The 25372-nt window shown below is 68.5% G+C and carries 25 protein-coding genes; 7 read left to right on the top strand and 18 right to left on the bottom strand.

Translation table 11 applies throughout. The annotated features are described in order from the left end of the window. Positions 1-129: 129 nt before the first annotated feature. On the bottom strand, positions 130-1083 hold the full coding sequence (locus tag ACFSJG_RS03360; RefSeq protein WP_378483797.1) for an electron transfer flavoprotein subunit alpha/FixB family protein: 954 nt from the start codon (positions 1081-1083) through the stop codon (positions 130-132). A 44-nt stretch (positions 1084-1127) separates the two neighbouring features. After that, on the bottom strand, positions 1128-1913 hold the full coding sequence (locus tag ACFSJG_RS03355; RefSeq protein ID WP_378483796.1) for an electron transfer flavoprotein subunit beta/FixA family protein: 786 nt from the start codon (positions 1911-1913) through the stop codon (positions 1128-1130). 232 nt (positions 1914-2145) lie between these two features. Here ACFSJG_RS03355 and ACFSJG_RS03350 point away from each other — a divergent pair, with 232 nt between their 5' ends. From ACFSJG_RS03350 to ACFSJG_RS03340, 3 genes are read left to right on the top strand one after another with little or no spacing between them, the layout of a single operon-like run. Then, complete coding sequence (locus ACFSJG_RS03350) at positions 2146-2940, top strand: class I SAM-dependent methyltransferase (RefSeq protein ID WP_378483795.1); 795 nt, start codon at positions 2146-2148, stop codon at positions 2938-2940. Then, positions 2937-4499: a 1,4-alpha-glucan branching protein domain-containing protein gene (locus tag ACFSJG_RS03345; RefSeq protein ID WP_378483794.1), complete on the top strand. Its 1563-nt coding sequence runs from the start codon at positions 2937-2939 to the stop codon at positions 4497-4499. Before ACFSJG_RS03350 ends, ACFSJG_RS03345 begins: the two co-directional genes overlap by 4 nt. A gap of 1 nt (position 4500) precedes the next feature. Next, positions 4501-5745 carry a glycosyltransferase family 4 protein gene (locus tag ACFSJG_RS03340; RefSeq protein WP_378483793.1) on the top strand — a complete coding sequence of 415 codons (1245 nt, stop codon included), beginning with the start codon at positions 4501-4503 and terminating at the stop codon, positions 5743-5745. Between the two features lie 69 nt (positions 5746-5814). On the opposite strand, the gene ACFSJG_RS03335 is transcribed toward ACFSJG_RS03340, so the two are convergent. Together ACFSJG_RS03335 and ACFSJG_RS03330 are read right to left on the bottom strand one after the other, a co-directional pair. Beyond that, entirely contained in the window at positions 5815-6555 is a 741-nt protein-coding gene (locus ACFSJG_RS03335) for an acyltransferase (protein ID WP_378483792.1), read from the bottom strand. A 17-nt stretch (positions 6556-6572) separates the two neighbouring features. After that, positions 6573-6836 carry a hypothetical protein gene (locus ACFSJG_RS03330; protein WP_378483791.1) on the bottom strand — a complete coding sequence of 88 codons (264 nt, stop codon included), beginning with the start codon at positions 6834-6836 and terminating at the stop codon, positions 6573-6575. Between the two features lie 243 nt (positions 6837-7079). On the opposite strand from ACFSJG_RS03330, the gene ACFSJG_RS03325 reads away from it, so the two are divergent. Further along, positions 7080-8381, top strand: a complete 1302-nt coding sequence (locus ACFSJG_RS03325; RefSeq protein ID WP_378483790.1) for an outer membrane protein assembly factor BamB family protein — start codon at positions 7080-7082, stop codon at positions 8379-8381. Positions 8382-8457: 76 nt separating this feature from the next. Here the strand turns inward: ACFSJG_RS03325 and ACFSJG_RS03320 are convergent, their stop codons facing one another. The 6 genes from ACFSJG_RS03320 to ACFSJG_RS03295 all read right to left on the bottom strand — a co-directional run bounded on the left by ACFSJG_RS03320 (position 8458) and on the right by ACFSJG_RS03295 (position 12823). Beyond that, positions 8458-9450 carry a sulfate/molybdate ABC transporter ATP-binding protein gene (locus ACFSJG_RS03320; RefSeq protein WP_378483789.1) on the bottom strand — a complete coding sequence of 331 codons (993 nt, stop codon included), beginning with the start codon at positions 9448-9450 and terminating at the stop codon, positions 8458-8460. Beyond that, complete coding sequence (gene cysW, locus ACFSJG_RS03315) at positions 9447-10253, bottom strand: sulfate ABC transporter permease subunit CysW (RefSeq protein ID WP_378483788.1); 807 nt, start codon at positions 10251-10253, stop codon at positions 9447-9449. The genes ACFSJG_RS03320 and cysW overlap by 4 nt, the downstream gene beginning before the upstream one ends. After that, positions 10250-11167: a sulfate ABC transporter permease subunit CysT gene (gene cysT, locus ACFSJG_RS03310; RefSeq protein ID WP_378483787.1), complete on the bottom strand. Its 918-nt coding sequence runs from the start codon at positions 11165-11167 to the stop codon at positions 10250-10252. The genes cysW and cysT overlap by 4 nt, the downstream gene beginning before the upstream one ends. Positions 11168-11178: 11 nt before the next feature. Next, positions 11179-12225, bottom strand: coding sequence for a sulfate ABC transporter substrate-binding protein (locus tag ACFSJG_RS03305; RefSeq protein ID WP_378483786.1), 1047 nt, complete (start codon positions 12223-12225; stop codon positions 11179-11181). A 147-nt stretch (positions 12226-12372) separates the two neighbouring features. Then, positions 12373-12462, bottom strand: coding sequence for an Ms4533A family Cys-rich leader peptide (locus tag ACFSJG_RS03300; protein WP_378483785.1), 90 nt, complete (start codon positions 12460-12462; stop codon positions 12373-12375). 136 nt (positions 12463-12598) lie between these two features. Next, complete coding sequence (locus ACFSJG_RS03295) at positions 12599-12823, bottom strand: hypothetical protein (RefSeq protein WP_378483784.1); 225 nt, start codon at positions 12821-12823, stop codon at positions 12599-12601. 65 nt (positions 12824-12888) lie between these two features. On the opposite strand from ACFSJG_RS03295, the gene ACFSJG_RS03290 reads away from it, so the two are divergent. Next, positions 12889-14886, top strand: a complete 1998-nt coding sequence (locus ACFSJG_RS03290) for a glycoside hydrolase family 15 protein (protein WP_378483783.1) — start codon at positions 12889-12891, stop codon at positions 14884-14886. A 24-nt stretch (positions 14887-14910) separates the two neighbouring features. Here the strand turns inward: ACFSJG_RS03290 and ACFSJG_RS03285 are convergent, their stop codons facing one another. From ACFSJG_RS03285 to ACFSJG_RS03270, 4 genes are all read right to left on the bottom strand, one after another. Beyond that, a complete protein-coding gene (locus tag ACFSJG_RS03285; RefSeq protein ID WP_378483782.1) occupies positions 14911-15888 on the bottom strand; it encodes an ABC transporter substrate-binding protein in 978 nt (325 codons plus the stop codon). A gap of 65 nt (positions 15889-15953) precedes the next feature. Continuing rightward, complete coding sequence (locus ACFSJG_RS03280; protein WP_378483781.1) at positions 15954-16880, bottom strand: NAD(P)H-dependent flavin oxidoreductase; 927 nt, start codon at positions 16878-16880, stop codon at positions 15954-15956. Positions 16881-16963: 83 nt separating this feature from the next. After that, positions 16964-18823: a translation elongation factor 4 gene (gene lepA / locus ACFSJG_RS03275; RefSeq protein WP_378483780.1), complete on the bottom strand. Its 1860-nt coding sequence runs from the start codon at positions 18821-18823 to the stop codon at positions 16964-16966. A gap of 384 nt (positions 18824-19207) precedes the next feature. Beyond that, positions 19208-19594: a hypothetical protein gene (locus tag ACFSJG_RS03270; protein ID WP_378483779.1), complete on the bottom strand. Its 387-nt coding sequence runs from the start codon at positions 19592-19594 to the stop codon at positions 19208-19210. Between the two features lie 377 nt (positions 19595-19971). Between ACFSJG_RS03270 and ACFSJG_RS03265 the strand changes: the two genes are divergently transcribed. Further along, complete coding sequence (locus tag ACFSJG_RS03265; RefSeq protein WP_378483778.1) at positions 19972-20523, top strand: type II toxin-antitoxin system PemK/MazF family toxin; 552 nt, start codon at positions 19972-19974, stop codon at positions 20521-20523. Positions 20524-20587: 64 nt separating this feature from the next. Here the strand turns inward: ACFSJG_RS03265 and ACFSJG_RS03260 are convergent, their stop codons facing one another. Genes ACFSJG_RS03260 through ACFSJG_RS03245 form a run of 4 tightly spaced genes read right to left on the bottom strand, consistent with a single transcriptional unit; the run spans position 20588 to position 24881 of the window. After that, a complete protein-coding gene (locus tag ACFSJG_RS03260; RefSeq protein WP_378483777.1) occupies positions 20588-21352 on the bottom strand; it encodes an aquaporin in 765 nt (254 codons plus the stop codon). Positions 21353-21410: 58 nt separating this feature from the next. Next, entirely contained in the window at positions 21411-22253 is an 843-nt protein-coding gene (locus ACFSJG_RS03255; protein WP_378483776.1) for a transglutaminase family protein, read from the bottom strand. Next, positions 22250-23227, bottom strand: coding sequence for an alpha-E domain-containing protein (locus ACFSJG_RS03250; protein ID WP_378483775.1), 978 nt, complete (start codon positions 23225-23227; stop codon positions 22250-22252). Before ACFSJG_RS03250 ends, ACFSJG_RS03255 begins: the two co-directional genes overlap by 4 nt. Further along, positions 23214-24881, bottom strand: a complete 1668-nt coding sequence (locus ACFSJG_RS03245; protein WP_378483774.1) for a circularly permuted type 2 ATP-grasp protein — start codon at positions 24879-24881, stop codon at positions 23214-23216. The genes ACFSJG_RS03250 and ACFSJG_RS03245 overlap by 14 nt, the downstream gene beginning before the upstream one ends. Before the next feature lie 214 nt (positions 24882-25095). Here ACFSJG_RS03245 and rpsT point away from each other — a divergent pair, with 214 nt between their 5' ends. Further along, the gene (gene rpsT / locus ACFSJG_RS03240; RefSeq protein WP_378483773.1) at positions 25096-25356 is read left to right on the top strand and encodes a 30S ribosomal protein S20; all 261 of its coding nucleotides are present in this window, start codon (positions 25096-25098) and stop codon (positions 25354-25356) included. Positions 25357-25372 lie beyond the last annotated feature (16 nt).

The following is a 25372-nucleotide window of genomic DNA, read 5'->3' as shown; positions in this document are numbered from 1 at the left end:
TCGACTCCGCACCCTGCGGCGGGGCGTCGCGGCGGTGTCATGTCGAGGGCAGAACGGTGAAGAACGAGTGATGGGGGCCTTCCGCATGCGGAAGGCCCCCGTCACGGAGCGTCGGCAGTTGCCGGGAGATCAGCCCTTGTGAGCCTTGACCGCCTCGGTGAGCTGCGGTGCGACGTTGAACAGGTCGCCCACGACACCGTAGTCGGCGATCTCGAAGATCGGCGCCTCTTCGTCCTTGTTGACGGCGACGATGGTCTTCGAGGTCTGCATGCCGGCGCGGTGCTGGATGGCACCGGAGATGCCGAGCGCGATGTACAGCTGCGGGGAGACCGTCTTACCGGTCTGACCGACCTGGAACTGACCCGGGTAGTAGCCGGAGTCGACCGCGGCACGCGAGGCACCGACGGCGGCACCGAGCGCGTCGGCGAGCTCCTCGACGACCGAGAACTTCTCGGCGGAGCCGACACCGCGGCCACCCGAGACGACGACCGAGGCCTCGGTGAGCTCGGGGCGGTCTCCACCGACGATCGGCTGACGCGAGGTCACCTTGACCGCGTTCTCCTCCTGAGCCGGGACCTCGACGGCCACGCGCTCGGCGGCACCGGCCTGCGGCTGCGCCTCGACGGCACCCGGGCGGACCGAGATGACCGGAACCTCGCCGTTGGCCTTGGCCTCGACGGTGAACGCGCCACCGAAGATGGAGTGCACGGCGCTGTCGGCCTTGACGTCGATGACGTCGACGAGCAGACCGGAGCCGATGCGTGCAGCCAGGCGACCGGACACCTCCTTGCCCTCGGTCGAGGCGGCGGTCAGAACCGCGGCGGGCGAGACGGACTCGACCAGCGAGGCGAGAACGTCGACCTTCGGGGTGACCAGGTAGCCGTCGATGTCGTCGGACTCCGCGGCGTAGACCTTCGCGGCGCCGGCGGCGGCGAGGGCTTCCTGCAGCTTGTCGGCGGTGCCGGCGGGGCCGGCGACGACGGCGGCGGGCTCACCCAGGACACGGGCGGCGGTGATCAGCTCGGTGCTGACCTTCTTGAGCGCGCCCTCGGCGTGCTCGACGAGCACGAGTACTTCAGCCATTGCTTCTCTCTCCTACGTGTGTTTCTGCTGATGGGGGGCGCGAATCAGATGATCTTCTGACCGACCAGGTAGGACGCGATCTGCTTGCCGCCCTCACCCTCGTCGGCGACGCGCTCACCAGCGGTACGCGGGGGCTTCGGGGTGGAGGCGGTGACCGTGGTCGCGGCGTTCTCGACACCGAAGATGGCCGGATCGAGACCGATCTCGGCGAGGGTCAGGACCTGAACTTCCTTCTTCTTCGCGGCCATGATGCCCTTGAAGGACGGGAAGCGCGGCTCGTTGATCTTCTCGGTGACCGAGACGATCGCGGGCAGCGGGGCCTCGAGCTCGAAGACGCCCTCGTCGGTCTCGCGCTCGCCGGTGGCCTTGCCGTCGGCGACGGTCAGCTTGCGCAAGTGGGTCAGCTGCGGCAGGCCGAGGTACTCGGCGATGATCGCGGGCACGGCGCCGGCGCGACCGTCGGTCGCCTCGTTGCCTGCGATGACCAGCTCGACGCCCTCGATCTGACCGAGCGCAGCGGCGAGCGCGTACGAGGTCTGGATCGCGTCGGAGCCGTGCAGCGCGGGATCGTTGAGGTGGATGGCCTTGTCGGCGCCCATGGACAGCGCCTTGCGGATGGCGTCGGTGGCGCGGTCGGGACCTGCGGACAGCACCGTCACCTCACCGCCCTGGGCCTCCTTGATGAGCAGGGCTTCCTCGACGGCGCGCTCGTTGATCTCGTCGAGCACGGCGTCCGCGGCCTCACGGTCGAGCGTGAAGTCACCGTCGGTGAGCTTGCGCTCCGACCAGGTGTCCGGAACCTGCTTGATCAAAACGACGATGTTCGTCATGGGTCTTCGTCGACCTCCTGTGTCAGTTCTCGGTGAGCGGCTCGTCGGTGGCCGAGCTCTCGTATGTTCATCCACTTCGCATGATGACCGTGCGTCACGTTACAACACGCAAAGCTACTCGTGAGTAACTTAGCGCGAAATTCGCCTCTTCACAGGGCCCGAACGGGGTCCCGTGGATGTGATCTGGCCCACCCTCACACGCGGTGGAACACGTGGCAGTAACCTCGCAGCGGTGAGTGACACTTCAGTTCCGACCGCCGCCGCGACCGACGACCACGCGCCCCTGCCGCTGACCGGCGAGCGCACCGTCCCCGGCGTACCCGAGGAGAACTACTGGTTTCGCCGCCACGAGGTGGTCTACCAGCGACTGCTCGGCCGCTGTGCCGGCCGCGTCGTTCTCGAGGCCGGTTCGGGAGAAGGCTACGGCGCCAACATGATCGCCGACGTCGCCGAGCTCGTCATCGGGCTCGACTACGACACCTCCGCCGTCGAACACGTGCGCGCACGCTACCCGCGGATCGACATGCGTCAGGGCAATCTCGCGGAGCTCCCCCTCGACGACGCGAGCGTCGGCATCGTCGTCAACTTCCAGGTCATCGAGCACCTCTGGGACCAGGCGCAGTTCCTCGCCGAGTGCTTCCGCGTCCTGACGCCCGGGGGCGAGCTCCTGATCAGCACTCCGAACCGGATCACCTTCTCCCCCGGCCGTGACACCCCGCTCAACCCGTTCCACACCCGCGAACTGAACGCCGCAGAGCTCACCGAGCTGCTGGAAGAGGCCGGATTCGAGGTCACCACGATGACCGGCGTGCACCACGGTCCGCGACTGCGTGAACTCGACGAGTCGCACGGCGGGTCGTTCATCGACGCACAGATCGACCGGGCGCTCGCCGGCGAGCCCTGGCCCGCCGACCTCGTCCGCGACGTCGAGTCGATCACCGTCGACGACTTCGCTCTCGTCGAAGCGGACATCGACGCCAGCCTCGACCTCGTCGCGATCGCCCGCAAGCCGGAAGGCCAAGGATGACCGCGCCCCGCACCACCGAGCAGCAGCCGGGCATGTTCGCCCTGGTGCTGCACTCCCATCTGCCCTGGCTGGCCAACCACGGCCGGTGGCCGGTCGGCGAGGAGTGGCTGTACCAGTCGTGGGCCGCGTCCTATCTGCCGCTGACCCGGGTGCTGCGCACCCTCGCGACCGAGGGCAGGCAGAACCTGCTGACGCTCGGCATCACCCCGGTACTGGCCGCGATGCTCGACGATCCGCACAGCCTCTCCGGAATGCACCACTGGCTCGGCAACTGGCAGCTGCGCGCACACGAGGCCGCACTGATGCCGGACCGCGCGCGACGCGAGCTGGGCGCCCGCGAACACCGGCTGGCCGCGCAGTCCCTCGCCGAGTTCGAGCAGTCCTGGGCGCACGGCGCGTCGCCGGTGCTGCGGTCGCTCGTCGACGGCGGCACGATCGAACTCCTCGGCGGCCCGCTCGCCCACCCGTTCCAGCCGTTGCTGCACCCGCGCCTGCGCCGGTTCGAGCTCGCGGAGGGCCTCGAGGACGCCCGGATGCGTTGGGGCACCAAGCCTTCCGGCATCTGGGCGCCGGAGTGCGGATACACCCCGGGGATGGAGGTCGAGTACGCGGAAGCGGGGATCACCCACTTCATGGTGGACGGCCCGTCGCTGCGCGGCGACACGTCCGTCGGCCGTCCGGTGCGCGACTCCGACGTCGTCGCGTTCGGCCGCGACCTCCAGGTCTCGTACCGGGTGTGGTCGCCGAAACAGGGCTACCCGGGACACGCCGCCTACCGAGACTTCCACACCTACGACCACGACACCGGGCTGAAGCCCGCGCGGGTCACGGGCAAGACCGTCGACTCCAAGGACAAGGCACCGTACGACCCGAACCTGGCGGCCGCGGCCGTGGACCGTCACGTCGAGGACTTCGTCCGCACCGTCGTCGACCGGATCCGCAGTGAACGCGCACGCACCGGCCGCGACGCCCTCGTCGTCGCCGCCTTCGACACCGAACTGTTCGGGCACTGGTGGTTCGAGGGACCGCAGTGGCTGGAGAAGGTGCTGCGCGCCCTGCCCGAGGCGGGCGTGCGCGTCGGAACGCTCGCCCAGGCCCGGGAGCAGGGCTACGTCGGGGAACCTGTGCAGCTGACGGACTCGTCCTGGGGCAGCGGCAAGGACTGGCGGGTGTGGGCGGGAGACCAGGTCACCGACCTGGTCCAGCTCAACTCCGAAGTGGTCCAGACCGCGCTCGACACCGTGGACAAGACGCGGGGCAGCGCCCGCGCGCCGGGTCGTCCGGAGCTGCGGGACCGGGTCAACGACCAGATCCTGCGCGAGGCGATCATGACGGTGCAGAGCGACTGGGCGTTCATGGTCAGCAAGGACTCCGCTGCGGGATACGCTCGCGAACGCGCCCACAAGCACGCACACGCGACCAGGGAGATCGCCGACGCGGTCGCGACGGGTCACCCCGATCGCGCCCTCCGCCTCGCCGACGGCTGGAACCACGCCGACGGACTGTTCCCCGGCCTCGACGCGCGACGCCTGCCCGACGACGTCACCCCAGGGAGATGAGATGAAGGTCCTGATCGTGTCGTGGGAGTACCCGCCGGTGGTCGTCGGCGGCCTCGGCAGGCACGTCCACCACCTGGCGACGGAACTGGTCAAAGCGGGCCACGAGGTCGTCGTGCTGTCGCGCAGGCCCACCGGAACGGACGCGTCCACCCATCCGACGATCACGCACATCTCCGATGGCGTCCTCGTCGTCGCGGTCGCCGAGGACCCCGCCCACTTCGTCTTCGGCGAGGACATGCTCGCCTGGACCCTCGCCATGGGACACGCGATGGTGCGTGCCGGAGTCGGACTCGCCCGTCCGGGCATCGGCGAGGGCTGGCGCCCCGACGTGGTGCACGCACACGACTGGCTCGTCGCCCATCCCGCGATCGCCCTCGCCGAGTACTACGACGTCCCGCTGGTGTCCACGTTGCACGCCACCGAGGCAGGCAGGCACAGCGGCTGGCTCTCCGGAGTCATCAACCGCCAGGTGCACTCCGTCGAGTGGTGGCTCGCGAACGAATCGGACTCGATCATCACCTGCTCGGCCTCCATGGAGGAGGAGGTGACCGCGCTGTACGGACCGAACCTGTCGCCGGTCACCGTGATCCGCAACGGGATCGACGTCGCGACGTGGAGCTTCCGCGAGCGGGCACCCCGCTCGGGACCGCCGCGACTGCTGTTCGTCGGCAGGCTCGAGTACGAGAAGGGTGTGCAGGACGCGATCGCCGCCCTGCCCAGGATCCGGCGCAGCCACCCCGGCACGACGCTCGCGGTCGCGGGCGAGGGAACCCAGTACGAATGGCTGCGCGAGCAGGCCCGCACGCACCGGGTGCTGCGTTCGGTGAACTTCCTCGGCTCCCTCGACCACGCGGAGCTGCTCGGCTGGCTGCACGGCGCCGACGCCATCGTGTTACCGAGTCGATACGAACCGTTCGGCATCATCGCGCTCGAGGCGGCGGCGGCGGGGACTCCGCTCGTCGCGTCCACTGCGGGCGGACTCGGCGAGGCGGTCGTCGACGGTGTGACGGGTCTGTCGTTCCAGCCGGGCGACGTCGACGGGCTCACGTCCGCTGTGCGCGAGGCGCTCGATGATCCCCAGGCGACACAGCAGCGCGCCCTGGCGGCCCGTGAGCGGCTCACCGAGGACTTCGACTGGCATCAGGTCGCGCTGGACACCGCGCAGGTGTACCTGAGCGCGAAGCGCCGCGTCCGGCACCCGCTGGCCCGCCCCGACATCCCGCAGCGGCCCCTCCCGGGCCGGTAGGCGCTTCGCGCTCGTGCGCGGTGCGCGGGTCCGGACACCCGCAAACCGCGCACGAGCGCCGCAGGCGCACTACTGCGCGGCGGCCTTCTTGCGCGCGATGTCCTCGAGCGCCGCGATGTACTTGGCCCGATCCTCGGCGCCGGCCTCCCACGACTCCCTACGGTTCTTGACCACCTTCGCAGGCGCACCGACGGCGATGCTGTAGTCGGGCACGACGCCCTTGACGACGGCATGCGCGCCGAGCACGCAGCCGCGGCCGGTGATCGTGTTCCGCAGGACCGTCACCTTGGCGGCGATCCAGGTGTCGGGACCGATCCGGACCGGGCCCTTCACGATGCCCTGATCCTTGATCGGCGTGTTCACGTCGTCCATGCGGTGGTCGAAGTCGCAGATGTAGCACCAGTCCGCAACGAGCGTGGATGCACCGATCTCGATGTCGAGGTAGGTGTTGACGACGTTGTCCTTGCCGAACACCACCTTGTCACCGATGCGCAGGGAGCCCTCGTGGCACCGGATGGCGTTGCCGTCGCCGATGTGCACCCAGCGGCCGATCTCGAGCCGCGACAGTCCGGGCGTGGAGTGGATCTCGACGCGCTTGCCGAGGAACACCATGCCGCGCAGTATCACGTGCGGGTTGGCGAGCTTGAACTTCGCGAGCCGGTAGTACCGCACCAGGTACCACGGCGTGTACGCCTTGTTCGCGATCACCCACCGCAGCGAGTCACGGGTCAGGAACTTGGCCTGGTCCGGGTCGGTTCGCCGGGATCCACGCCACCTCGTGCGCAACGGAGCGCCCCACATGCTGGTCATAGGGGAACAGACTACGTTCACCCATGGTGAGGTCGGTCACGGCCCACACCCTGTCCCACGTGGTCGAGTCCGCTGAGCATCAGCGCAACTCCGACCGCGCCGACGACGACCACGAGGACGGCCAGCGCCGACCAGGTGAGTACGCCGATCAGGACGGTGCTGCCGAGGATCAGCGCGACGACGATGACGACCCCGGCGCGCGGGGTGGCCAGGAGGTGGTCGACCTCGCGATCGCTCGCGGACGTCCCTCCCATTGTGGCGTTCGTCGCTGCCGTTGCCATGAATACATTTCAACACACCATTGATGAAGAATTGACCCCTTGAGAAGATTAACAAATTGTGACAATTGAACGAAGCAAATATCGCAAAACAATAACGCGCAATTCATGTCGTGTAACCGAATGACATCGAGCGCTTTTCGCGCGACCGCCACGGCCACCGATCGGGCGGCGCCAGGACACGTGCGCGGGCCACCCTCGCCGCCCGATAGTGTGCACCGAGCGAAGAACACAGAGGAGTGATGCATGCGGCGCGTCGTACGGTCGACAGCGGTGGCACTTGCGACGGTATCGGCCCTGGTGACGGCCGGCTGCGGAAGCGACCCGGAAACCCCCGGCATCTACTCCCCCTCCGGCTGGCCGGGTATGCACGCCGACGCCCGGAACAGTGACACCAGCCCGGTCACCGGTTCCCGCTCGATTTCACCTGCCTGGTCGCGGCCGCTCGGCGCGCCGACGTCCACGTACGCGTCGGTCGCGGCAACCGGACAGATCTTCGTCACGACGAGCGCCGAGAACGGTTGCACGATCTGGTCGTTCGAGATGGACAGCGGCCGCAAGCGCTGGTGCACCCGCCTCGGCCCAGGCGGCGCCCTGTCGACACCGCTCGTCGACAAGGCGACGAACGTGTACATCGGCGAGGACGGCGCCATGAACTCGTTCAACGAGCACGGTCAGCTCCGCTGGCGGACCGTCGTGAGCGGAACGCCGGTCTCCGCACAGTTCACCGGTGACGGAAACCTGTTGTTCGTCACACACTTCGGGGTCGTGTCGGTGCTCAACCCGCAGAACGGCCGCGAAGTCGTCCCGTCGTACCAGCTGATTCCGGCGCCGACGGCCGACCAGGCGCAGAACGTGCCGCTGATTCCCGCCGCGCAGGGGCTCGACCGGTGCTTCCTCGGTGGCCCCGAATGTGCAGTGGCGCAGCCCCCGGCGATCGATCTGGCGTCTGGACGCTTCTATCTGACGGTGTGGCGGCCCGGGGCGCCGAGCGCCGCACTGGTCGGGATGCGCTACGCGGACGGTGAGCTGACCGAGGAGTGGTCGACCACCACCCTGCCGGGCGGGAGCACGTCGGCTCCGGTTCTGTCCGCCGACGGCTCGACCGTGTACGTGAACGACGGCCGCGGCGCGCTGTGGGCCGTCGACGCGGGCACCGGCGAACCCCGCTGGCACCACGACATCGGGTACGACGCGGCGGCCGGCCCGTCCGTCTCCTCGGACGGACTGATCGTCCCGGCCGGTGGCAGCGAGGGCCGCCTGCTCGCGCTGCGCGACAACGGCGACAGCGCCGAGGTCGTGTGGGAGCGTTCGGACGTCCTGCAGCTCGGGGTGCCCGCGCAGACCGCGGGCGGCACCGGCTACACGGTCGTCCGCGAGGGCACCGACGGCCTGGCGGTGCTCACGTTCGACACGGCGACCGGCGAGACCGCGGACACGGACACCCTGCCCGGCGCCGCGGGATTCACCGTCGGTACGTCGGTCGGCCCCGAGGGCGAGGTCCTCACGCAGACCCTCCTCGGTGAACTGTTCGTGCTCAAGCCCTGAGGTCACCCGCACACACGACGGCCCGGTGATCCCCTGCGACTGCGGGGATCACCGGGCCGTCGTGAACGGTGTCGGGCTAGGCCGGGATGTTCGGCACGAGGGTCGCCCGGGCGTAGACGGTCTCGCCCTCCTCGAGCTGAAGTGCCTCGCTGTCGCCGCGGGTCACCTGTGCGGCGAACAGATCACCGGTGGCGGCGTTGCGCAGTTCGACACGCACCTCGAACCCGAGGTGGACGACGCGTTCGACGGTTGCGCGGGTGACTCCGGCCGACTCCGCGGTTCCGGCCTTCTGCGCCACGGCCATGCTCGGGTCGCGGCCGACGCGGATGTCGTGCGGACGCACCAGCTGGCCGTTCAGCTTCGCCACCGGGCCGAGGAACGACATGACGAAGTCGTTGGCGGGGCTGTCGTACAGCTCGCGCGGCGTGCCGACCTGCTCGATCCGGCCCTTGTTGAGCACTGCGATCCGGTCGGCGACGTCGAGCGCCTCCTCCTGGTCGTGGGTGACGAGCACGGTCGTCACGTGCACCTCGTCGTGGAGGCGACGCAGCCAGGTCCGCAGGTCCTCACGAACCTTCGCGTCGAGCGCACCGAACGGCTCGTCGAGCAGCAGCACCTGCGGGTCCACCGCGAGTGCCCGGGCCAGCGCCATGCGCTGGCGCTGACCGCCCGACAGCTGCGCCGGGTAGCGGTGCTGGAAACCGTCGAGCCCGACGATCCCGAGCAGTTCGTTGACCCGCTTCTCGATCTCCGCCTTCGGCCGCTTGCGGATCTTGAGCCCGAACGCGACGTTGTCCCGCACGGTCATGTGCTTGAACGCCGCGTAGTGCTGGAACACGAACCCGATGTCGCGCTTCTGCGGCGGAACGTCGGTGACGTCCTTGCCCGCGATCGTGATGGTGCCGGAGTCGGGGTGCTCGAGGCCGGCGATCGACCGCAGCAGGGTCGACTTGCCCGAGCCCGACGGCCCGAGCAACGCAGTCAGGGACCCGGACGGGATGTCGAGGGAGAGATTGTCGAGCGCGGCGAAGTCGCCGTAGTTCTTCTGGGCAGCGATCACCGAAATCATGCGTTGCTCCTCTTGCGGTCCAGCAGCGTCATCAGCAGCAACGTCACGAGGGCGATGCCCATCAGCAGCGTGGCCGCGCAGTACGCGCCGTAGGTGTTGTGATCGTCGATGTAGCGCGAGTGCACCAGCAGGGTCAGGGTCTGGGAGACGCCGGGGAATCCGGAGGACACCATGATCACGGCCCCGAACTCACCGAGCGAGCGGGCCACCGTCAGCACGATGCCGTACGTCAGGCCCCAGCGGATCGCGGGCAGGGTGATCCGCCAGAACGTCTGCCACTTGGAGGCGCCGAGCGTCGCGGCGGCCTGTTCCTGCTCGTCGCCGATCTCGTGCAGGACGGGCTCGACCTCCCGGACCACGAACGGCAGCGTCACGAAGATCGTCGCGAGCACCATGCCGGGCAGCCCGAAGATGACCTTGAATCCCACGTTGTCGAGTCCGCCGAACCAACCGTTGACACCCCACAGCAGGATGAGCGACACGCCGACGACGACGGGCGAGACCGCGAACGGCAGGTCGACCACCGCCTGGACGAACCCGCGGCCGGGGAACCGGCCGCGCACCAGAGCCAGTGCGGTGACGACACCGAAGATCACGTTGATCGGGACGACGATCGCGACGATCAGCAGCGACAGGTTCAGCGCCGAGATCGCGGCGGGGGTCGAGATCGCCTCGACGAAACTGAGGAATCCACGCTCGAACGTGCGCCAGAGGATCACGCCGATCGGCACCAGAAGCAGGAGCACCAGGTAGCCGAGGGCGACCACCCTCATGCCGAGCCGGGCCGGTGTCGAGACGTTCATGCCGACTGCTCCTCACGTCGCTGGCTGCGGCTCGCGAGGATGCGCAGCACGAGCAGGGTGACGAACGCGATCGCCAGCAACGCGACCGACACCGCGGCCGCGTTGACCGGCCGGTCGATCTCGATCTGCTGCTGGATGTACTGCGACGTCACCTGCGTCTCACGCGGAATGTTGCCGCCGATGAGCACGACCGAGCCGTACTCGCCGATGGCCCGCGCGAACGCCAGGCCCGCACCTCCGATGATGGCCGGGAGCAGCGTCGGCAGGACGACCTTGCGGAAGATCGTCCAGTTGTCGGCACCCAGAGATGCGGCCGCCTGCTCCACGTCACGGTCGAGTTCGATCAGCACCGGCTGCACCGAGCGCACCACGAACGGCAGCGTGACGAAGGCGAGCGCGACGATCAGGCCGGGCTGAGTCGCGTTGAGCTGCACGTCGATCGGGCTGTTCGGACCGTACAGCGAGAGCAGCACGATGCTGGCGACGATGGTCGGCAGCGCGAACGGCAGGTCGATCAGCGCGTTGACAACGCGCTTGCCCGGAAACTCGTCCCGAACGAGCACCCACGCAATGAGGGTGCCCATCACCACGTTGATCAGCGCGACCACGACGGAAACCGTCACCGTCACCCGCAACGACGCGAGGGCGGTGGGGCTGGTGACTGCGTCCCAGAATCCGCTGATGCCGTCCTCGAACGAGGTGACCGTCAGCGCAGCGAGGGGAAGCAGCACGATGATGCTGAGCCACAGCATCGTGATGCCGATACCGAGGGGCCCGACCGTGCCGCTGACGGCGAACCACCGACGACGACGGGGAGCGGGCTTCTTCGCCGGGGCCTGGGCGCCGGTCGTGGGGGAATCCGGGGGTGACGGAAACTCGGACACCGATCCCCCCGTCGTCGCGGTAGTGGTCATCGTGAGACTACTCAGCTCGCGGCGTCGTAGATCACGGCGATCGAGCCGGTGTCCTTGGCGAACAGCTCGGCGTCGACGGTCTTCCAGCCGCCGAGGTCGGCGATCGTCCACAGCTTCGCCGGCGTCGGGAACTCATCGGCGAACTCGGCGGCGACCGCCGGGTCGACCGGCCGGAAGCCCGCCTCGGCCCACAGGGTCTGCCCCTCGGTGGTGTAGAGGTAGTCGTTGAACGCGGTGGCCTGCTCGAGCACCTTGCTGCTCGAGACGACCGCCACCGGGTTCTCGATCTTGAAGGTGGTCGGCGGGGTGACGTACTCGATGGGGTCGCCGTTGCGCTGCGCGAAGATGGCTTCGTTCTCGTAGCTGAGCAGCACGTCGCCGGTGCCCTGGAGGAAGGTTTCGGTGGCCTCACGACCCGACTTCGGCTGCACCTTCACATGATCGGTGACGAGAGCGTTCACGTAGTCGAGTCCGGCCTGGGGGTTCGCGCCGCCGTCGCTCTTCGCTGCGTACGGTGCGAGGAGGTTCCACTTCGCCGAGCCGGAGCTGAACGGGTTGGGGGTGACGACCTCGACTCCCGGCTGGAGGAGGTCGTCCCAGTCCCGGATGTTCTTCGGGTTGCCCTCGCGGACGACGATGGTCACGACGGAGCCGAACGGAATTCCGTTGTAGGCGTTCTTGTTCCAGTCCCCACTCACGAGCCCCGCATCGACCAGGCGGGTGATGTCCGGCTCGACGGAGAAGTTCACGACATCGGCCTGCGCGCCGTCCTTGACCTTGCGCGACTGATCGCCCGAGGCTCCGTAGGACTGCTGGAACTGCACGTTCGCGCCCTCGTCGGTGGCCTGGAACGCGGGGATCACCTTGTCGAAACCCGGCTTCGGCACCGCGTAGGCGAACAGGCTGACGGTGCCGCCGCTGCCGTCCGCTGCGCCGGTCGCGCCTTCGCCCGCGACGTCGCTCGACCCGCCGCTGCATGCGGTCAACGCGAGAGATCCGGCGGTGACGACGGCGGCCAGCAGGAGGCCGGAACGGGAGATACGGGCACGAACACTCATCGAGATATGCCTTTCACGGATCGCCGGACTGCGGCGAAGAATGGGTCCGTGATCCGCAGCCGAAAGCTGCGGATCACGGTCACAGAAATGGGAGGGTGCCCTCTACGTGGGGCAGACCGTCCGTGCGCGTGGCGCCGGCTCAGTCGATCAACGACAGTCGATGTCGGCGACTGCGAGCATGCCGACAGCGATCAACGCCAGTTCATGGCGGACCTGGTGTACGGCGGTGGCAGACACGCGGGCGAATCTAGCAGAGCAACCCGGCCCGAATCCAACCGGCGGCAAAACCTGCCGATTCACCGGGTGAAGAGCCACCCGACGAGGACGAGGACGAGGAGGGCGATGAGAACGAGGGTGACGCGGGACCGAGGCATCAGCGGTCACCGCCCGCCCGGTCAGCGGACGCCACGTCGATGGGTACCGGAACGCGGTCCCGTCCGAGGAGGGCGAGAGCACGGGCGAGTGCGATGTCGAACACCGTCGCGCACCCGTAGGCGAGGGGCAGCGCCACGACCATGACCAGCACCAACTGCGGAACATAGGGTAGTCCGCTGAGCCACAGTTCGAGTCCGTCCCACCAGTCGGCGATCGCATTCACGTCCACAACCCTACGCGGCGTCTCCACCGTTGGACGACGACGCCCGGCGGGCACAGAATGTGCTGATGACGGCCACCGAGCACGAGGCGACCGGATTCGATCCGGTCGCGGACGACGACCTGACAGCCAACCTGCCCGTGCTGGCGGAGCGCCATGCGCGCCGCAGTCCGTTCCCTCCCATCGACGACTACGCCTTCCTCTCGGACTGCGAGACGACCTGCCTGATCGCCCGTAACGGTTCCGTCGAATGGATGTGCGTGCCGCGCCCCGACTCGCCCAGCGTCTTCGGCGCAATCCTCGACCGCAGCGCCGGCCACTTCCGCCTGGGCCCGTACGGGCAGAACGTTCCGGCCGCCCGCCGGTACCTCCCGGGCGGATTGATCGTCGAGACGACCTGGCAGACCGAGACCGGCTGGCTGGTCGTCCGCGACGCCCTGGTGATGGGTCCCTGGCACAACAACGTCGAGCGGTCCCGCACGCATCGGCGGACCCCGACCGACTGGGATGCCGAGCACATCCTGCTCCGCACGGTGAAATGCGTCAGCGGCGTCGTCGAACTGGAGATGAGTTGTGAGCCGTCCTTCGACTACCACCGGGCGCCCGCCAGGTGGGAGTACACCGGCAAGGTGTACGAGGAGGCGACCGCGACGTGTCACGACAGCGCCCTCGGTGAGCATCCGTCGCTGCGCCTGACCACCAACCTCAAGCTCGGCCTCGAAGGCCGCGAGGCGCGAGCCCGGACCCGGATGAAGGAGGGCGACAACGTGTTCGTCGCCCTGTCCTGGTCGGACCTGCCTGCCCCGCAGACGTTCGAGGAGGCCGCGGACAAGATGTGGACCACTGCGGAGTGCTGGCGTCAGTGGATCACCATCGGCCGGTTCCCCGACCACCCGTGGCGCGGCTACCTGCAGCGCAGCGCGCTGGCGCTGAAGGGACTGACATACTCGCCGACCGGCGCGCTGCTGGCCGCGTCCACGACGTCGCTACCCGAGACGCCCGGCGGCGAACGGAACTGGGACTACCGATACGCCTGGGTGCGTGACTCCACGTTCGCGCTGTGGGGCCTGTACACCCTCGGCCTCGACCGTGAGGCCAACGACTTCTTCTCTTTCATCTCGGACGTGTCGCGCTCCGAGAACGGCAAACCCCACCCGCTGCAGGTCATGTACGGCATCGGCGGCGAGAAGACCCTCGAGGAATCCGAGCTCGACCACCTGTCCGGGTACGACGGCGCCCGGCCCGTCCGGATCGGCAACGGCGCGTACAACCAGAAGCAGCACGACATCTGGGGCACCATGCTCGATTCCGTCTACCTGCACGTCCGGTCCCGGGACCAGGTTCCGGACGCGTTGTGGCCGCTGCTGAAGCGGCAGGTGGAGGAGGCCATCGAGCACTGGCGTCAGCCGGACCGCGGAATCTGGGAGGTGCGAGGCGAGCCGCAGCACTTCACGTCGTCGAAGGTGATGTGCTGGGTCGCCCTCGACCGCGGGGTCAAGCTCGCACTGCTCCACGGCGAGGAGGGATACGCCGAGCGGTGGGCGGCGATCGCCGACGAGATCAAGGCCGACATCCTCGAACACGGCGTGGACGAACGAGGTGTGTTCACGCAGCGCTACGGTCACCCGTCCCTGGACGCGTCGCTGCTCCTCGTTCCACTGTTGCGGTTCCTGCCCGCGCACGACCACCGCGTCCGCGCGACCGTCCTCACCATCGCCGACGAGCTGACCGAGGACGGACTGGTCCTGCGGTACCGAGTGGACACCACCGACGACGGACTGTCCGGGGAGGAGGGCACCTTCACGATCTGTTCGTTCTGGCTGGTGTCGGCACTCGTCGAGATCGGCGAGCTGTCCCGGGCGAAGCACCTGTGCTCGCGACTGCTCGGCTACGCGAGCCCGCTGAAGCTGTACGCGGAGGAGATCGACACCCGGTCGGGCAGGCACCTGGGGAACTTCCCCCAGGCGTTCACCCACCTGGCACTGATCAACGCGGTCGTGCACGTCATCCGGGCCGAGGAGGCCGCCGCCACGGGTGCGTTCCAGCCGGCACACGCCCCCGGCTGAGCGGCACTGTCCCGGTCGACGGGGTCAGCCCGCGACGGCTTCCAGTTGCGGGGTGATCCGGTCGAGGGAGTACAGCACCGAGGTCGCCGACGGGGTGTTGAATCCGACGACCGTCGGGTAGTCGACGACGGCGAGTCCGCCCTCCCTCACCGCGGGGAGGTCCGCGAAACCGGGCAGCGCGTTCAGCTGCTCGGCGGTGCCGCCGTTCGGCAGCATCACGACGAGGTCGGCGGTCAGTGCGTCCACCCGCTCGGGGCTCAGGGTGAGCCGGCCTCCGGTCGCGCCTGCCTCGTCGACGAGCGCCTGCGGTACAGACATGCCCAGCCGCTCGAACACGCTGCTCGCGCCGTCGTCGGGATCGGCGACGACGATGATCTGGTTGGTGGAGAACATGTACTGCGCGAGCGCGGCCGTCTTGCCCTGGAGTCCGGGCAGGCGATCGGCGAGGGCGTCGATCTCGGCGTTGGCGTCGGCGATGATCTGGTCGGCGCGCTCGGGCTGACCGAGGATGTCACCGAGGACGGCGACCTGTTCCTCCCACTGGTCGACCTGCGCGTCGCCGAGAGCCGGAAGTGTGGGCGCGATCTGACTCAGCTTGTCGAAGTCCGACTGGGATGTGACGGTGTAGGAGCCGAGGATGAGGTCGGGATTCTGCGCGGCGATCTGCTCGACCGGCAGGCTCATGGCCGTGGCCGATGCCTCCAGTTCGACGGCGTCCGTGGCCACGTCGGACTGCCACGGGAACAGGCCACGTTCGTCACCGCGCTCGGCGGCCGAGTGGTACGCGACAGGCTGGATCCCGAACTCGAGCAGAGCGTCAACCCACTGACTGGTTCCGGCGACGATCCGCGTCGGTGTGCCGTCGACCGTGGTGGTGCCGTACGTGTGCTCGACGGTGACCGGCTCACCGGCCGACTCGGACGCATCGTTCTCGCCGCAGCCCGCGACGAGCACCGCCACCGCTCCGAGCGTCGCCACCGCGACGGACCTGAGTACGCGCACAACCACCTCCACAGTAAGTGAAGGCTAACCTTTGCACAGTCGTCGGGTATTCGCGAGACCTTCGGTCACGCCCAGCGCGACAACAACCGCTCCGCATCGGCCGCGATCTGCCGCACGACCGCCCCGGCCGGCCGCTCGCCGTGTACCAACCCGACCGCCTCCCCCGCGTACACGACCCCACGGCGAGGGTCGGCGGGGTCGTAGGTCGACTCGAGCTGCGAATCGGGCGCGTCGACGCCGTGGAAGTCGCGGGTGAAGTCGTTCGCGATCGCGCGCCCACCCCACCGCTCCGGCCACGGCTGGTGACGGGCCCTGTCGAACACCGAGGTGTACACGGTGTCCGCGCTGCTTGCCTCGACGATCGCGGTGCGCGCGTAGTCGGGGCCGACGGTCTCGGGGCTCGCGAGGAGCGCGGTACCGATCACCGCGCCCTGCGCGCCTGCCGCGAGCACGGCCGCCAGTCCACGGCCGGTCCCGATACCGCCTGCCGCGAGGACGGGCAGGTCGGTCGCCTCCAGCAGTTCCTGCAGCAGCGGCAACGTTCCGATCCGGCCGGTGTGGCCGCCCGCCTCACCGCCCTGCGCGATGATCACGTCGACGCCGGCCGCTTCCGCGACGCGCATGTCGTCGAGGGTGTTCACTTGCGACGCAACGGGAATCCCGGCGGCGTGAGCGCGCGGAACATAGGGCGCCGGATCGCCGAACGAGAGCGACAGCAGCGTCGGCTTCTCGGCGATGGCCGCGTCGAGGAGTGAGTCGTCGGTGTCGAGCGACCACGTCATCAGCCCGATGCCGACGCGACCACCACGCTCACGAGCGATCGCGGCTTCGGCCGCGATCCAGTCCGGAGTGGTGTACCGGGCGGCACCGAGCATCCCCAGGCCACCGGCCCTGGACACCTCCCCGGCGAGGTCCCCGCCCGCGCGCCCGCCCATCGGGGCACCGAGGACGGGCACCTCGAGACCCAATGTCGTCAACCAGGTCTCGAGCATCCCGCATCCTCTCTACGGCCTTCGCCCCTGTGCGCGTTTCTGGTAGTCGGAACTACCAGAAACGCGCACAGGCGCGGAGCGCACTACTTCTTGGGCTTGTCCGCCACCGACTCGTTCGACAGCGCCGCGACGAAGGCCTCCTGCGGGACCTCGACCCGGCCGATGGTCTTCATCCGCTTCTTGCCTTCCTTCTGCTTCTCGAGCAGCTTGCGCTTACGGCTGATGTCGCCGCCGTAGCACTTGGCGAGGACGTCCTTGCGGATGGCGCGGATGTTCTCGCGGGCAATGATCTTCGAGCCGATCGCCGCCTGGATCGGCACCTCGAACTGCTGGCGCGGGATCAGCTCGCGCAGCTTGGTGGTCATCTTGTTGCCGTAGGCGAACGCCGCATCCTTGTGCACGATGGCGCTGAAGGCGTCGACGGCCTCGCCCTGCAGCAGGATGTCCACCTTCACGAGCGCCGCGTTCTGCTCGCCGGCCTCCTCGTAGTCGAGGCTGGCGTAACCCTTGGTTCGCGACTTCAGCGCGTCGAAGAAGTCGAACATGATCTCGCCCATCGGCAGCGTGTACCGCAGCTCGACGCGCGTCTCCGACAGGTAGTCCATGCCGCCGAGTTCGCCGCGGCGCGACTGACACAGTTCCATGATCGCGCCGGTGTACTCGCTGGGCGCGATGACGGTGCACTTGGCCATCGGCTCGTACACCTCGCGCACCTTGCCCTCGGGCCAGTACGACGGGTTGGTCACCTCGTGCTCGGAGCCGTCCTCCATGATCACGCGGTAGACGACGTTCGGTGCGGTGGAGATGAGGTCGAGGCCGAACTCTCGCTCGAGCCGGTCCCGGGTGATCTCCATGTGCAGCAGGCCGAGGAAGCCGCAGCGGAAGCCGAAGCCCAGCGCCACCGAGGTTTCCGGCTCGTAGGCCAGTGCGGCGTCGTTGAGGCGCAGCTTGTCCAGCGCGTCGCGCAGCACCGGGTAGTCGGAGCCGTCCATCGGGTACAGGCCCGAGTAGACCATCGGCTTCGGGTCGCGGTATCCGGTCAACGGCTCTTCCGCACCGTTGCGGAAGGTGGTGACCGTGTCACCGACGCGCGACTGACGGACGTCCTTCACGCCGGTGATGAGGTAGCCGACCTCACCGACACCCAGGCCGACGGTGGCCTTGGGTTCGGGCGAGATGATGCCCACCTCGAGCAGTTCGTGGGTCGTTCCGGTCGACATCATGGTGATCTTCTCGCGGGGACGGATCTTGCCGTCCACGACGCGCACGTAGGTGACGACACCGCGGTAGGCGTCGTACACCGAGTCGAAGATCATCGCGCGAGCCGGACCGTCCGCCTCGCCGACAGGGGCGGGCACCTGCTTGACGACCTCGTCGAGCAGTTCCTTGACGCCGACACCGGTCTTGCCGGACACCCGCAGCACGTCCTCGGGCTCGCAGCCGACGATGTGCGCGATCTCCGCGGCGTACCGGTCGGGGTCGGCGGCGGGCAGGTCGATCTTGTTGAGCACCGGGATGATGGTGAGGTCCTTCTCCATCGCCAGGTACAGGTTCGCGAGGGTCTGCGCCTCGATGCCCTGGGCGGCGTCGACGAGCAGCACCGCGCCCTCACACGCCTCCAGCGCACGGGAGACCTCGTAGGTGAAGTCGACGTGACCGGGGGTGTCGATCAGGTGCAGCACGATCTCCTCGGTCGTGCCGTCCTCGTGCTCGACGGTCCACGGCAGCCGCACGTTCTGCGCCTTGATCGTGATGCCGCGCTCGCGCTCGATGTCCATCCGGTCGAGGTACTGCGCGCGCATCGCCCGCTCTTCGACGACACCCGTCAACTGCAACATCCGGTCCGCCAGCGTCGACTTGCCGTGGTCGATGTGGGCGATGATGCAGAAGTTCCGGATCTGTGCGGGATCCGTGAACGTCTTCTCGGCGAAGTTGCTGGTCAAGCTGTGTTCCCTCGTCTCACTCTGTCATCGGCGTCGTCGCGGTCCGGCAGCCCGGCCCGCACTGGTCCCGCACCAGAACTGAGTCCACCGCGGCGCGTGCCCTCTCATCATCCCCTGGCCACAGATGTGCGTACACATCGAGGGTCACAGCGGGTGACGTGTGTCCCAGGTCCTGCGCCGCCGTCGGCACCGATGCGCCCACGACAATCGGCGTCGAAACCCGGTACTCGCACCTCTCGACCTCCTCGGCATCCCACACCGGCATTGCGGGCGTGGAGTTCGCGGACCGGCTGCGGCGCCTGCCCGGGAGAGCAGGCCGAGCGGACACGCAACGGCCCCGATCTCACAGCGAGACCGGGGCCGTTGCACACCCGCCGAGTGCGACTACTCGGCTGCCGGGTCCGCCACCTCGAGAGCCGGCGCTTCCTCGTCGGGAGCCTGGGTCTCCTCGTCGTCCGCCGAGCTGCCCGCGGAGCCGGTGGAGAACCAACCGAAGATGGTCGCGATGTTGTCGAAGAACGACGGCGTCGGGTTCTCTGCTTCCTCGGCCGCTGCCTCAGCGGCCGCGATCGCTTCTGCGCGATCCCTGGCCTCCCAGAAGTTCAGGCCGGGCACCTTCGGGGTGCCGTCGGTGTAGCAGCCGAGGGAGAACTCGGTGTCGTCGCACCAGTACGCACTGTCCATCGACCCCTGAGCGGACGCGGTGGCGGGGACCAGGAGGCCGGCGGAGACGACCGCGCCTGCGGCAAGGAGGGTGCTGATCCGCTTCATGTAGAGCTTCCTTCCAGTTAACGAAATGGACACAGTCTGGACATTCAACCAGACCTTTCGGTCGCATTCACCGATGTCATTCAGTCGATCTACATGCCCTAGGAGCTGCGGATACTGCTGCGCTACGCCGCTTCCGCCCAGACGCACAGCCGAGCGCGGCCCGCGGACTCGAACGCACGTACGATTCGTAGCTAACCCCCAACGAACAGCCGGCAACACGGGATTCGCGCCGAAGTCGCCGCCGAACGGCCACGGCCTCGGGGTCACGCATCGGTTGAATCGCGCGCACGCCGCATTCGGGGCCACCGGCCGTGCCGCGAATGCGTCGCCGTCGCCCACGGAACGATCCGGCGCTGCCGGCTGACTAGGTTGTACGCATGGCTTCGAGGTGGACACGCATCGGCAGGCAACTCGGCGACGTCGCACTGCGGGAGGGCCCGAGACTTCTCAAGAGTTTGCAGCAGTCGGGACTGCTGTCCCGCAAGACACCCGAGGTGGCTGCACCGAAGCCGCGTGATCGCGGCCGTCCGGTGTCCGGGGTCGCGGTCCCGACCGCGCACCGTGCCCGCACGATCGAGTACGCACCCGACCTCGACGGCCGCGCCGACCCGGGCGAGATCGTCTGGACGTGGGTGACCTACGAGGAGGACGCCGGGCAGGGCAAGGACCGCCCGGTGCTGGTGGTCGGGCGGGACGGCGGGACGCTGCTCGGCCTGATGCTCTCGTCGAACTCCGACCGTGATGGCAGCCGGAACTGGATGGGCATCGGAACGGGGTCGTGGGACGCCGGAAACAGGCCGAGCTGGGTGCGACTGGACCGCGTGCTCGACGTGCCGGAGGCCGGCATTCGCCGGGAGGGCGCGATCCTCGACCGCGGCCGGTTCGACCAGGTGGCGGCACGGCTGCGCAGCGACTACAGCTGGAGCTGACCGAACGCAGGATTCTGCTGCGGCGCGGGGAACGGCACCGGGTGCGCGTTCCCCGCGCCTGCGGTCAGGCGGTGGTGCGCCCGAAGAGGGCGCGATAGACGAACGCGCCGAGCGCGCCGCCGACGAGCGGGAACACGATGAACGCCCACAACTGTGCGGGCGCCCCGTTCTGGTACCAGGCGACGGCGAAGCTGCGGGCCGGGTTGACGGACGTGTTGTCCACCGGGATCGACATGATGTGGATCGCGGCGAGGGTGAAACCGATCGCGACGCCCGCGAGCGCGCCGTGCCCCAGCTTGTCGGTCGATGCGAGCACCACGAACACGAGCAGCGCGGTGAGCACGACCTCGATGACGATCATCGCGCCGAACGCGTAGCCGGGCTGCAACACCCCGCCGAGCGGACCCGCGATCGCGGACGGACTGTGGTCGCCCCAGCCGTTGGCGGCGAGGCCGGACGTCGCCCGGTCGTAGGACGGCAGGCTGGTCGCGACGGCATACACCGCGAGACCGGCCACGAGGCCGCCGACCACCTGCGCGGCCATGTAGAGCGCCGCCTTGGTGGGGGCGATCCGGCCGAGCACCAACTGTCCGAGCGTGACCGCCGGATTGACGTGACATCCGGAGATCGGCCCGATGGCGTAGACGAGGAACAACAGGGTGAGGCCGAAGGCCAGGGCCACGCCCAGGTTCCCGACCTTGCCGCCGGCCACGACTGCGGTTCCGACGGCGACGAAGACGAGGACGAAGGTGCCGATTCCCTCGGCGAGGTACTTCCTGGCGTCCGACACGGACTGCTTCTCGGAGATTTCCTGTGCTGTGAGAGACATGTGCCACCTTTCGGCGTCGAAACCCGACGTGATTGGGGGAAACACTGCGGTCAGCACGCTACGCGAGGCGAATGACCTCCACAACGACATCGAAGTCCGTGGCGCCGCCGCCGGAAATGATCCCCATCAGCGGCGGCACGTCGGCGTAGTCTCGGCCCACCGCCACCGAGATGTGCTGCTCGCCGACCGGAACCGCGTTGGTCGGGTCGTAACCCCACCAGGACCCCGTCCACGCCTGTACCCACGCGTGCGACTCGCCGCTGACCGACTCGCCGAGCGCCGCCTCGCGATGCGGATGCAGGTACCCCGAGACGTACCGACTCGGAATTCCCATCGCCCGCAACACCATTCGTGTCAAGTGTGCATAGTCCTGACACACCCCCCGACGTTCCTCCCACGCCTCGAGCGCCGACGTGTGGACGCCGGTGACGCCCGGAACGTACGACATGTTCTCGTGCACCCAGTTCGCTGCCGCGACGACGGCCTCGGTCGGGTCGCACTCGCGACGCAACTGCTCCGCGATGTCGTCGAACCGGTCGCTGAGCGGAACGTAGTCGGTGGCGGTCAGGTACTCGCCGTACTGGTCGCGGACGGTCTCCTCGGCGAGCCTGTCCCAGTCCACGCCGTCGGTCGGCACGGTGACCGCATCGGTCTCGACGACGGACGTTCCCGTGACCGACAGCGCGGTGTGCGGCGCGTGCAGGTCGAACGAGGTCACGGCCGTGCCCCAATAGTCGGTGTACCGAAAGGAACGGGTCGCGGGCGTGGTCTCGACACGGTTGTGGATCACGTTCTGCCGCCCGTCGCTGCGCGGCGTCAGCCTCGCCTCGTTGAACGACGACGTCACCGGAGCGTCGTACGCGAACCCGGTCGTGTGCACCACCCGCAGTCGCCAGGTCACGCCTCCCCCTCCATTCCCGCGGTCACGCCGACGCTCGCCGTTCCCGCATCGGTCCACGCCACCCAGGGGGCGGAGTGGAAGTACTGCTGCGCGATCGCCTCCTGGAGTTCGCGGCACGTCTTCTGGAGCGCGAGCAGGCGCTCCTGCAGGTCCTCCATCACCACCACCGGCGGCAGGAACTCGAGTTCGCTACGTGCCCGACCGACGATGCGCTGCGCCTCGTCGCGGGTGCCGAGGCGGCTGTTCGGGTTGGCGTCGAGCTGGGCGAGGCAGCGTTCGGCCTCCGTGATCGCGTGGAACACCGACCGAGGGAAGAGCCGGTCGAGAAGGATGAACTCGACGACCCGGTGCGCGTCGAGAGCGCCGCGGTAGGTGCGCAGGTAGGTGTCCTGGGCGCCGGCGGAACGCAGCACGGTGACCCATGCGGGCGAGCTGTTGCGGTCGCCCGCACGCGAGAGCAGCAGTCGGACGATCATGTCGACCCGCTCCACCGACCGGCCCAGCAGCAGGAACCGATAGCCGTCGTCGCGGCTGAGGGTGGAGTCTGCGAGCCCGGCGAACATCGCGGCCCGGGACTCGACGTAGCTGAAGAACTCGTGGGGCCCGAGGCGGCGCGCGGCCCGTTCCCGTTCGGCGAGCCCGTTGTACATGGTGTTGAGGCACTCCCACATCTCCGTGGACGTGACTTCCCTTGCACCCCTGGCATTTTCGCGAGCCCGCGACAGGGAGTCGACGATCGAGCCGCCACGGTTCCGGCTGAACGCCACCGCGTCGGTCAGCGACCACACGTCCATCGGACCCTCCGGCGGGTCGATGCCGAGCACCCGCAGCAGGAGCCGGGACGACCGGTCCGGGTCCACCGTCGAGTCCTCGAACAGCTGGTGCACCGCCACGTCGAGGATGCGGGCGGTGTCGTCGGCCCGCTCGACATAGCGGCCGATCCAGTACAGCGACTCGGCGTTACGTGCGAGCATCCTCGTCCCCCTCCGTCGCGTCGGCGGCGGCGTCGTCCCACCGCCCGTTCTGCTGCTGCTGTTGCTGCTGCTGTCCGGCGGACAGTTCCGGACCGAGTTCGCTGTGCCCCGGCCGAACCGGCTCGCCCACGAGTTCCCGGCCACCCAGCTCGCGTTCGGCGTCGGGGACACGGCTGGCCAGAACCCACGTGTCCTTGCTGCCGCCGCCCTGACTGGAGTTGACGACGAGCGAGCCCTCGGGGAGCGCGACACGGCTCAGCCCGCCGGGCAGCACCCAGACGCTCTCGCCGTCGTTGACCGCGAAGGGCCGCAGGTCGACGTGCCGCGGGGACAGCACGTCACCGACCTTGGTGGGGACCGTGGACAGCTGCACCACGGGCTGCGCGATCCAGCCGCGGGGATCGACGAGGACCTTCTCCCGGATCTCGGCCAGTTCCTCGGTCGACGCGTCCGGCCCGAAGACGATGCCGTAGCCGCCCGAGCCCTCCACCGGCTTGATCACGAGTTCGTCGAGCCGGTCGAGGACCTCCTCACATTCGTTCGGCAACCAGCACCGGAACGTGTCGACGTTCTCCAGCAGCGGTTTCTCGCCCAGGTAGTACTCGATGATCTCGGGAACGTAGGTGTAGACGAGCTTGTCGTCGCCCACCCCGTTCCCCACGGCACTGGAGATGACGACGTTGCCCGCGCGGGCCGCGTTGAGAAGCCCGGCGACCCCGAGCACCGAGTCCGGCCGGAAGTGCAGCGGGTCCAGGAAGTCGTCGTCGATACGCCGGTAGATGACGTCGACCTGCCGCTCCCCCTCCGTCGTACGCATGTAGACGACGTTGTCGCGACAGAACAGGTCCCGTCCCTCGACGAGCTCGACGCCCATCTGCCGGGCCAGCAGCGAGTGCTCGAAGTAGGCGGAGTTCGCGATACCGGGGGTGAGGACGACGACAGTCGGGTCCGCGGTGTTCACCGCCGCGGACGCCCGCAACGCTCGCAACAGGTGCGTGGAGTAGTCGCCGACCGCCCGCACCCGATGGGACGAGAAGAGGTCGGGGAACACCCGCGCCATCGTGCGCCGGTTCTCCATCACGTAGGAGACGCCCGACGGCGAGCGGAGGTTGTCCTCGAGCACCCGGAAGGTGCCGTTGGCGTCGCGGACGATGTCGATGCCGGCCACGTGGATCCGGACCCCGTTCGGCGGGACGATACCCATCGCCTGGCGATGGAAGTGGTCACAGGAGGTGACCAGACGCTTCGGGACCACCCGGTCACGGAGGATCTCCTGGTCGCCGTACACGTCCGCGAGGAACATCTCGAGAGCCCGGACGCGCTGCGCGATGCCGAGTTCGAGGCCGGCCCACTCGCGTTCGGCGATCACCCGCGGCACGAGGTCGAGGGGGAAGGGGCGCTCCTGTCCCGAGAGGGAGAACGTCACACCCTGATCGACGAATGCACGGGCCAGCGCGTCGGCGCGGGCGGCGAGCGAGGCGGCGCTGGACGGCTGCAGCGCCGCGAAGATCCCCTCGTACGGTTCCCGGACGTTCCCGTCGGCGGTGAACATCTCGTCGTAGGCGAGTGCGTAGCGGCCTATGTCGGCGTATCCGTCGAAAACCGCACCCTCGGACTGTCCGGGCGCGGATCGGGTGGCGACTCGAGCGTTCATCGGCTCATGGTCCGACAGCCGTGTCACCAGCGCATCACGTACCGTAAACGGCAGATGTGCTTGATGAAACAAACATGTTTCGTGTGAACGGAGTGTGATCCGCGCACATCGGTTTGGGTCGATGCGTCCGCCACTGGTACAGTGGCCTGTCGGTGCATCAGTGCGCCCAAAGCTTTCTCAACCAGAAACCAGCGAAGACGACAGGATTTTACGCGTGGCCAACATCAAGTCCCAGGTGAAGCGGATCCGGACCAACGAGCGTCAGCGACTGCGCAATCAGTCGGTGAAGTCCTCGCTGCGCACCGCCATCCGTTCCTTCCGTGAGGCAGCTGCCGCGGGCGACAAGGACAAGGCCACCGAGCTCCTCGTCTCCGCCAGCCGCAAGCTCGACAAGGCAGCCAGCAAGGGCGTCATCCACGCCAACCAGGCTGCGAACAAGAAGTCGGCGCTCGCGCTCGCCGTCAACAAGCTCTGACACACCCCGCGTGACG

Origin of the sequence: Rhodococcus gannanensis, assembly GCF_042681175.1 — a bacterium.
GTDB classification, from domain to species: domain Bacteria; phylum Actinomycetota; class Actinomycetes; order Mycobacteriales; family Mycobacteriaceae; genus Rhodococcus_G; species Rhodococcus_G gannanensis.
This window is presented reverse-complemented; position numbering and strand designations above follow the sequence as displayed.

What these genes read in the sequence shown, in the direction of transcription:
- ACFSJG_RS03360 (WP_378483797.1), bottom strand. Translation starts at nt 1,083, where the DNA reads ATGGCTGAAGTACTCGTGCTCGTCGAGCACGCCGAGGGCGCGCTCAAG.
- ACFSJG_RS03355 (WP_378483796.1), bottom strand. Translation starts at nt 1,913, where the DNA reads ATGACGAACATCGTCGTTTTGATCAAGCAGGTTCCGGACACCTGGTCG.
- ACFSJG_RS03345 (WP_378483794.1), top strand. Translation starts at nt 2,937, where the DNA reads ATGACCGCGCCCCGCACCACCGAGCAGCAGCCGGGCATGTTCGCCCTG.
- ACFSJG_RS03340 (WP_378483793.1), top strand. Translation starts at nt 4,501, where the DNA reads ATGAAGGTCCTGATCGTGTCGTGGGAGTACCCGCCGGTGGTCGTCGGC.
- ACFSJG_RS03335 (WP_378483792.1), bottom strand. Translation starts at nt 6,555, where the DNA reads ATGACCAGCATGTGGGGCGCTCCGTTGCGCACGAGGTGGCGTGGATCC.
- ACFSJG_RS03330 (WP_378483791.1), bottom strand. Translation starts at nt 6,836, where the DNA reads ATGGCAACGGCAGCGACGAACGCCACAATGGGAGGGACGTCCGCGAGC.
- ACFSJG_RS03325 (WP_378483790.1), top strand. Translation starts at nt 7,080, where the DNA reads ATGCGGCGCGTCGTACGGTCGACAGCGGTGGCACTTGCGACGGTATCG.
- ACFSJG_RS03320 (WP_378483789.1), bottom strand. Translation starts at nt 9,450, where the DNA reads ATGATTTCGGTGATCGCTGCCCAGAAGAACTACGGCGACTTCGCCGCG.
- cysW (WP_378483788.1), bottom strand. Translation starts at nt 10,253, where the DNA reads ATGAACGTCTCGACACCGGCCCGGCTCGGCATGAGGGTGGTCGCCCTC.
- cysT (WP_378483787.1), bottom strand. Translation starts at nt 11,167, where the DNA reads ATGACCACTACCGCGACGACGGGGGGATCGGTGTCCGAGTTTCCGTCA.
- ACFSJG_RS03305 (WP_378483786.1), bottom strand. Translation starts at nt 12,225, where the DNA reads ATGAGTGTTCGTGCCCGTATCTCCCGTTCCGGCCTCCTGCTGGCCGCC.
- ACFSJG_RS03290 (WP_378483783.1), top strand. Translation starts at nt 12,889, where the DNA reads ATGACGGCCACCGAGCACGAGGCGACCGGATTCGATCCGGTCGCGGAC.
- ACFSJG_RS03280 (WP_378483781.1), bottom strand. Translation starts at nt 16,880, where the DNA reads ATGCTCGAGACCTGGTTGACGACATTGGGTCTCGAGGTGCCCGTCCTC.
- ACFSJG_RS03270 (WP_378483779.1), bottom strand. Translation starts at nt 19,594, where the DNA reads ATGAAGCGGATCAGCACCCTCCTTGCCGCAGGCGCGGTCGTCTCCGCC.
- ACFSJG_RS03265 (WP_378483778.1), top strand. Translation starts at nt 19,972, where the DNA reads ATGGCTTCGAGGTGGACACGCATCGGCAGGCAACTCGGCGACGTCGCA.
- ACFSJG_RS03260 (WP_378483777.1), bottom strand. Translation starts at nt 21,352, where the DNA reads ATGTCTCTCACAGCACAGGAAATCTCCGAGAAGCAGTCCGTGTCGGAC.
- ACFSJG_RS03250 (WP_378483775.1), bottom strand. Translation starts at nt 23,227, where the DNA reads ATGCTCGCACGTAACGCCGAGTCGCTGTACTGGATCGGCCGCTATGTC.
- ACFSJG_RS03245 (WP_378483774.1), bottom strand. Translation starts at nt 24,881, where the DNA reads ATGAACGCTCGAGTCGCCACCCGATCCGCGCCCGGACAGTCCGAGGGT.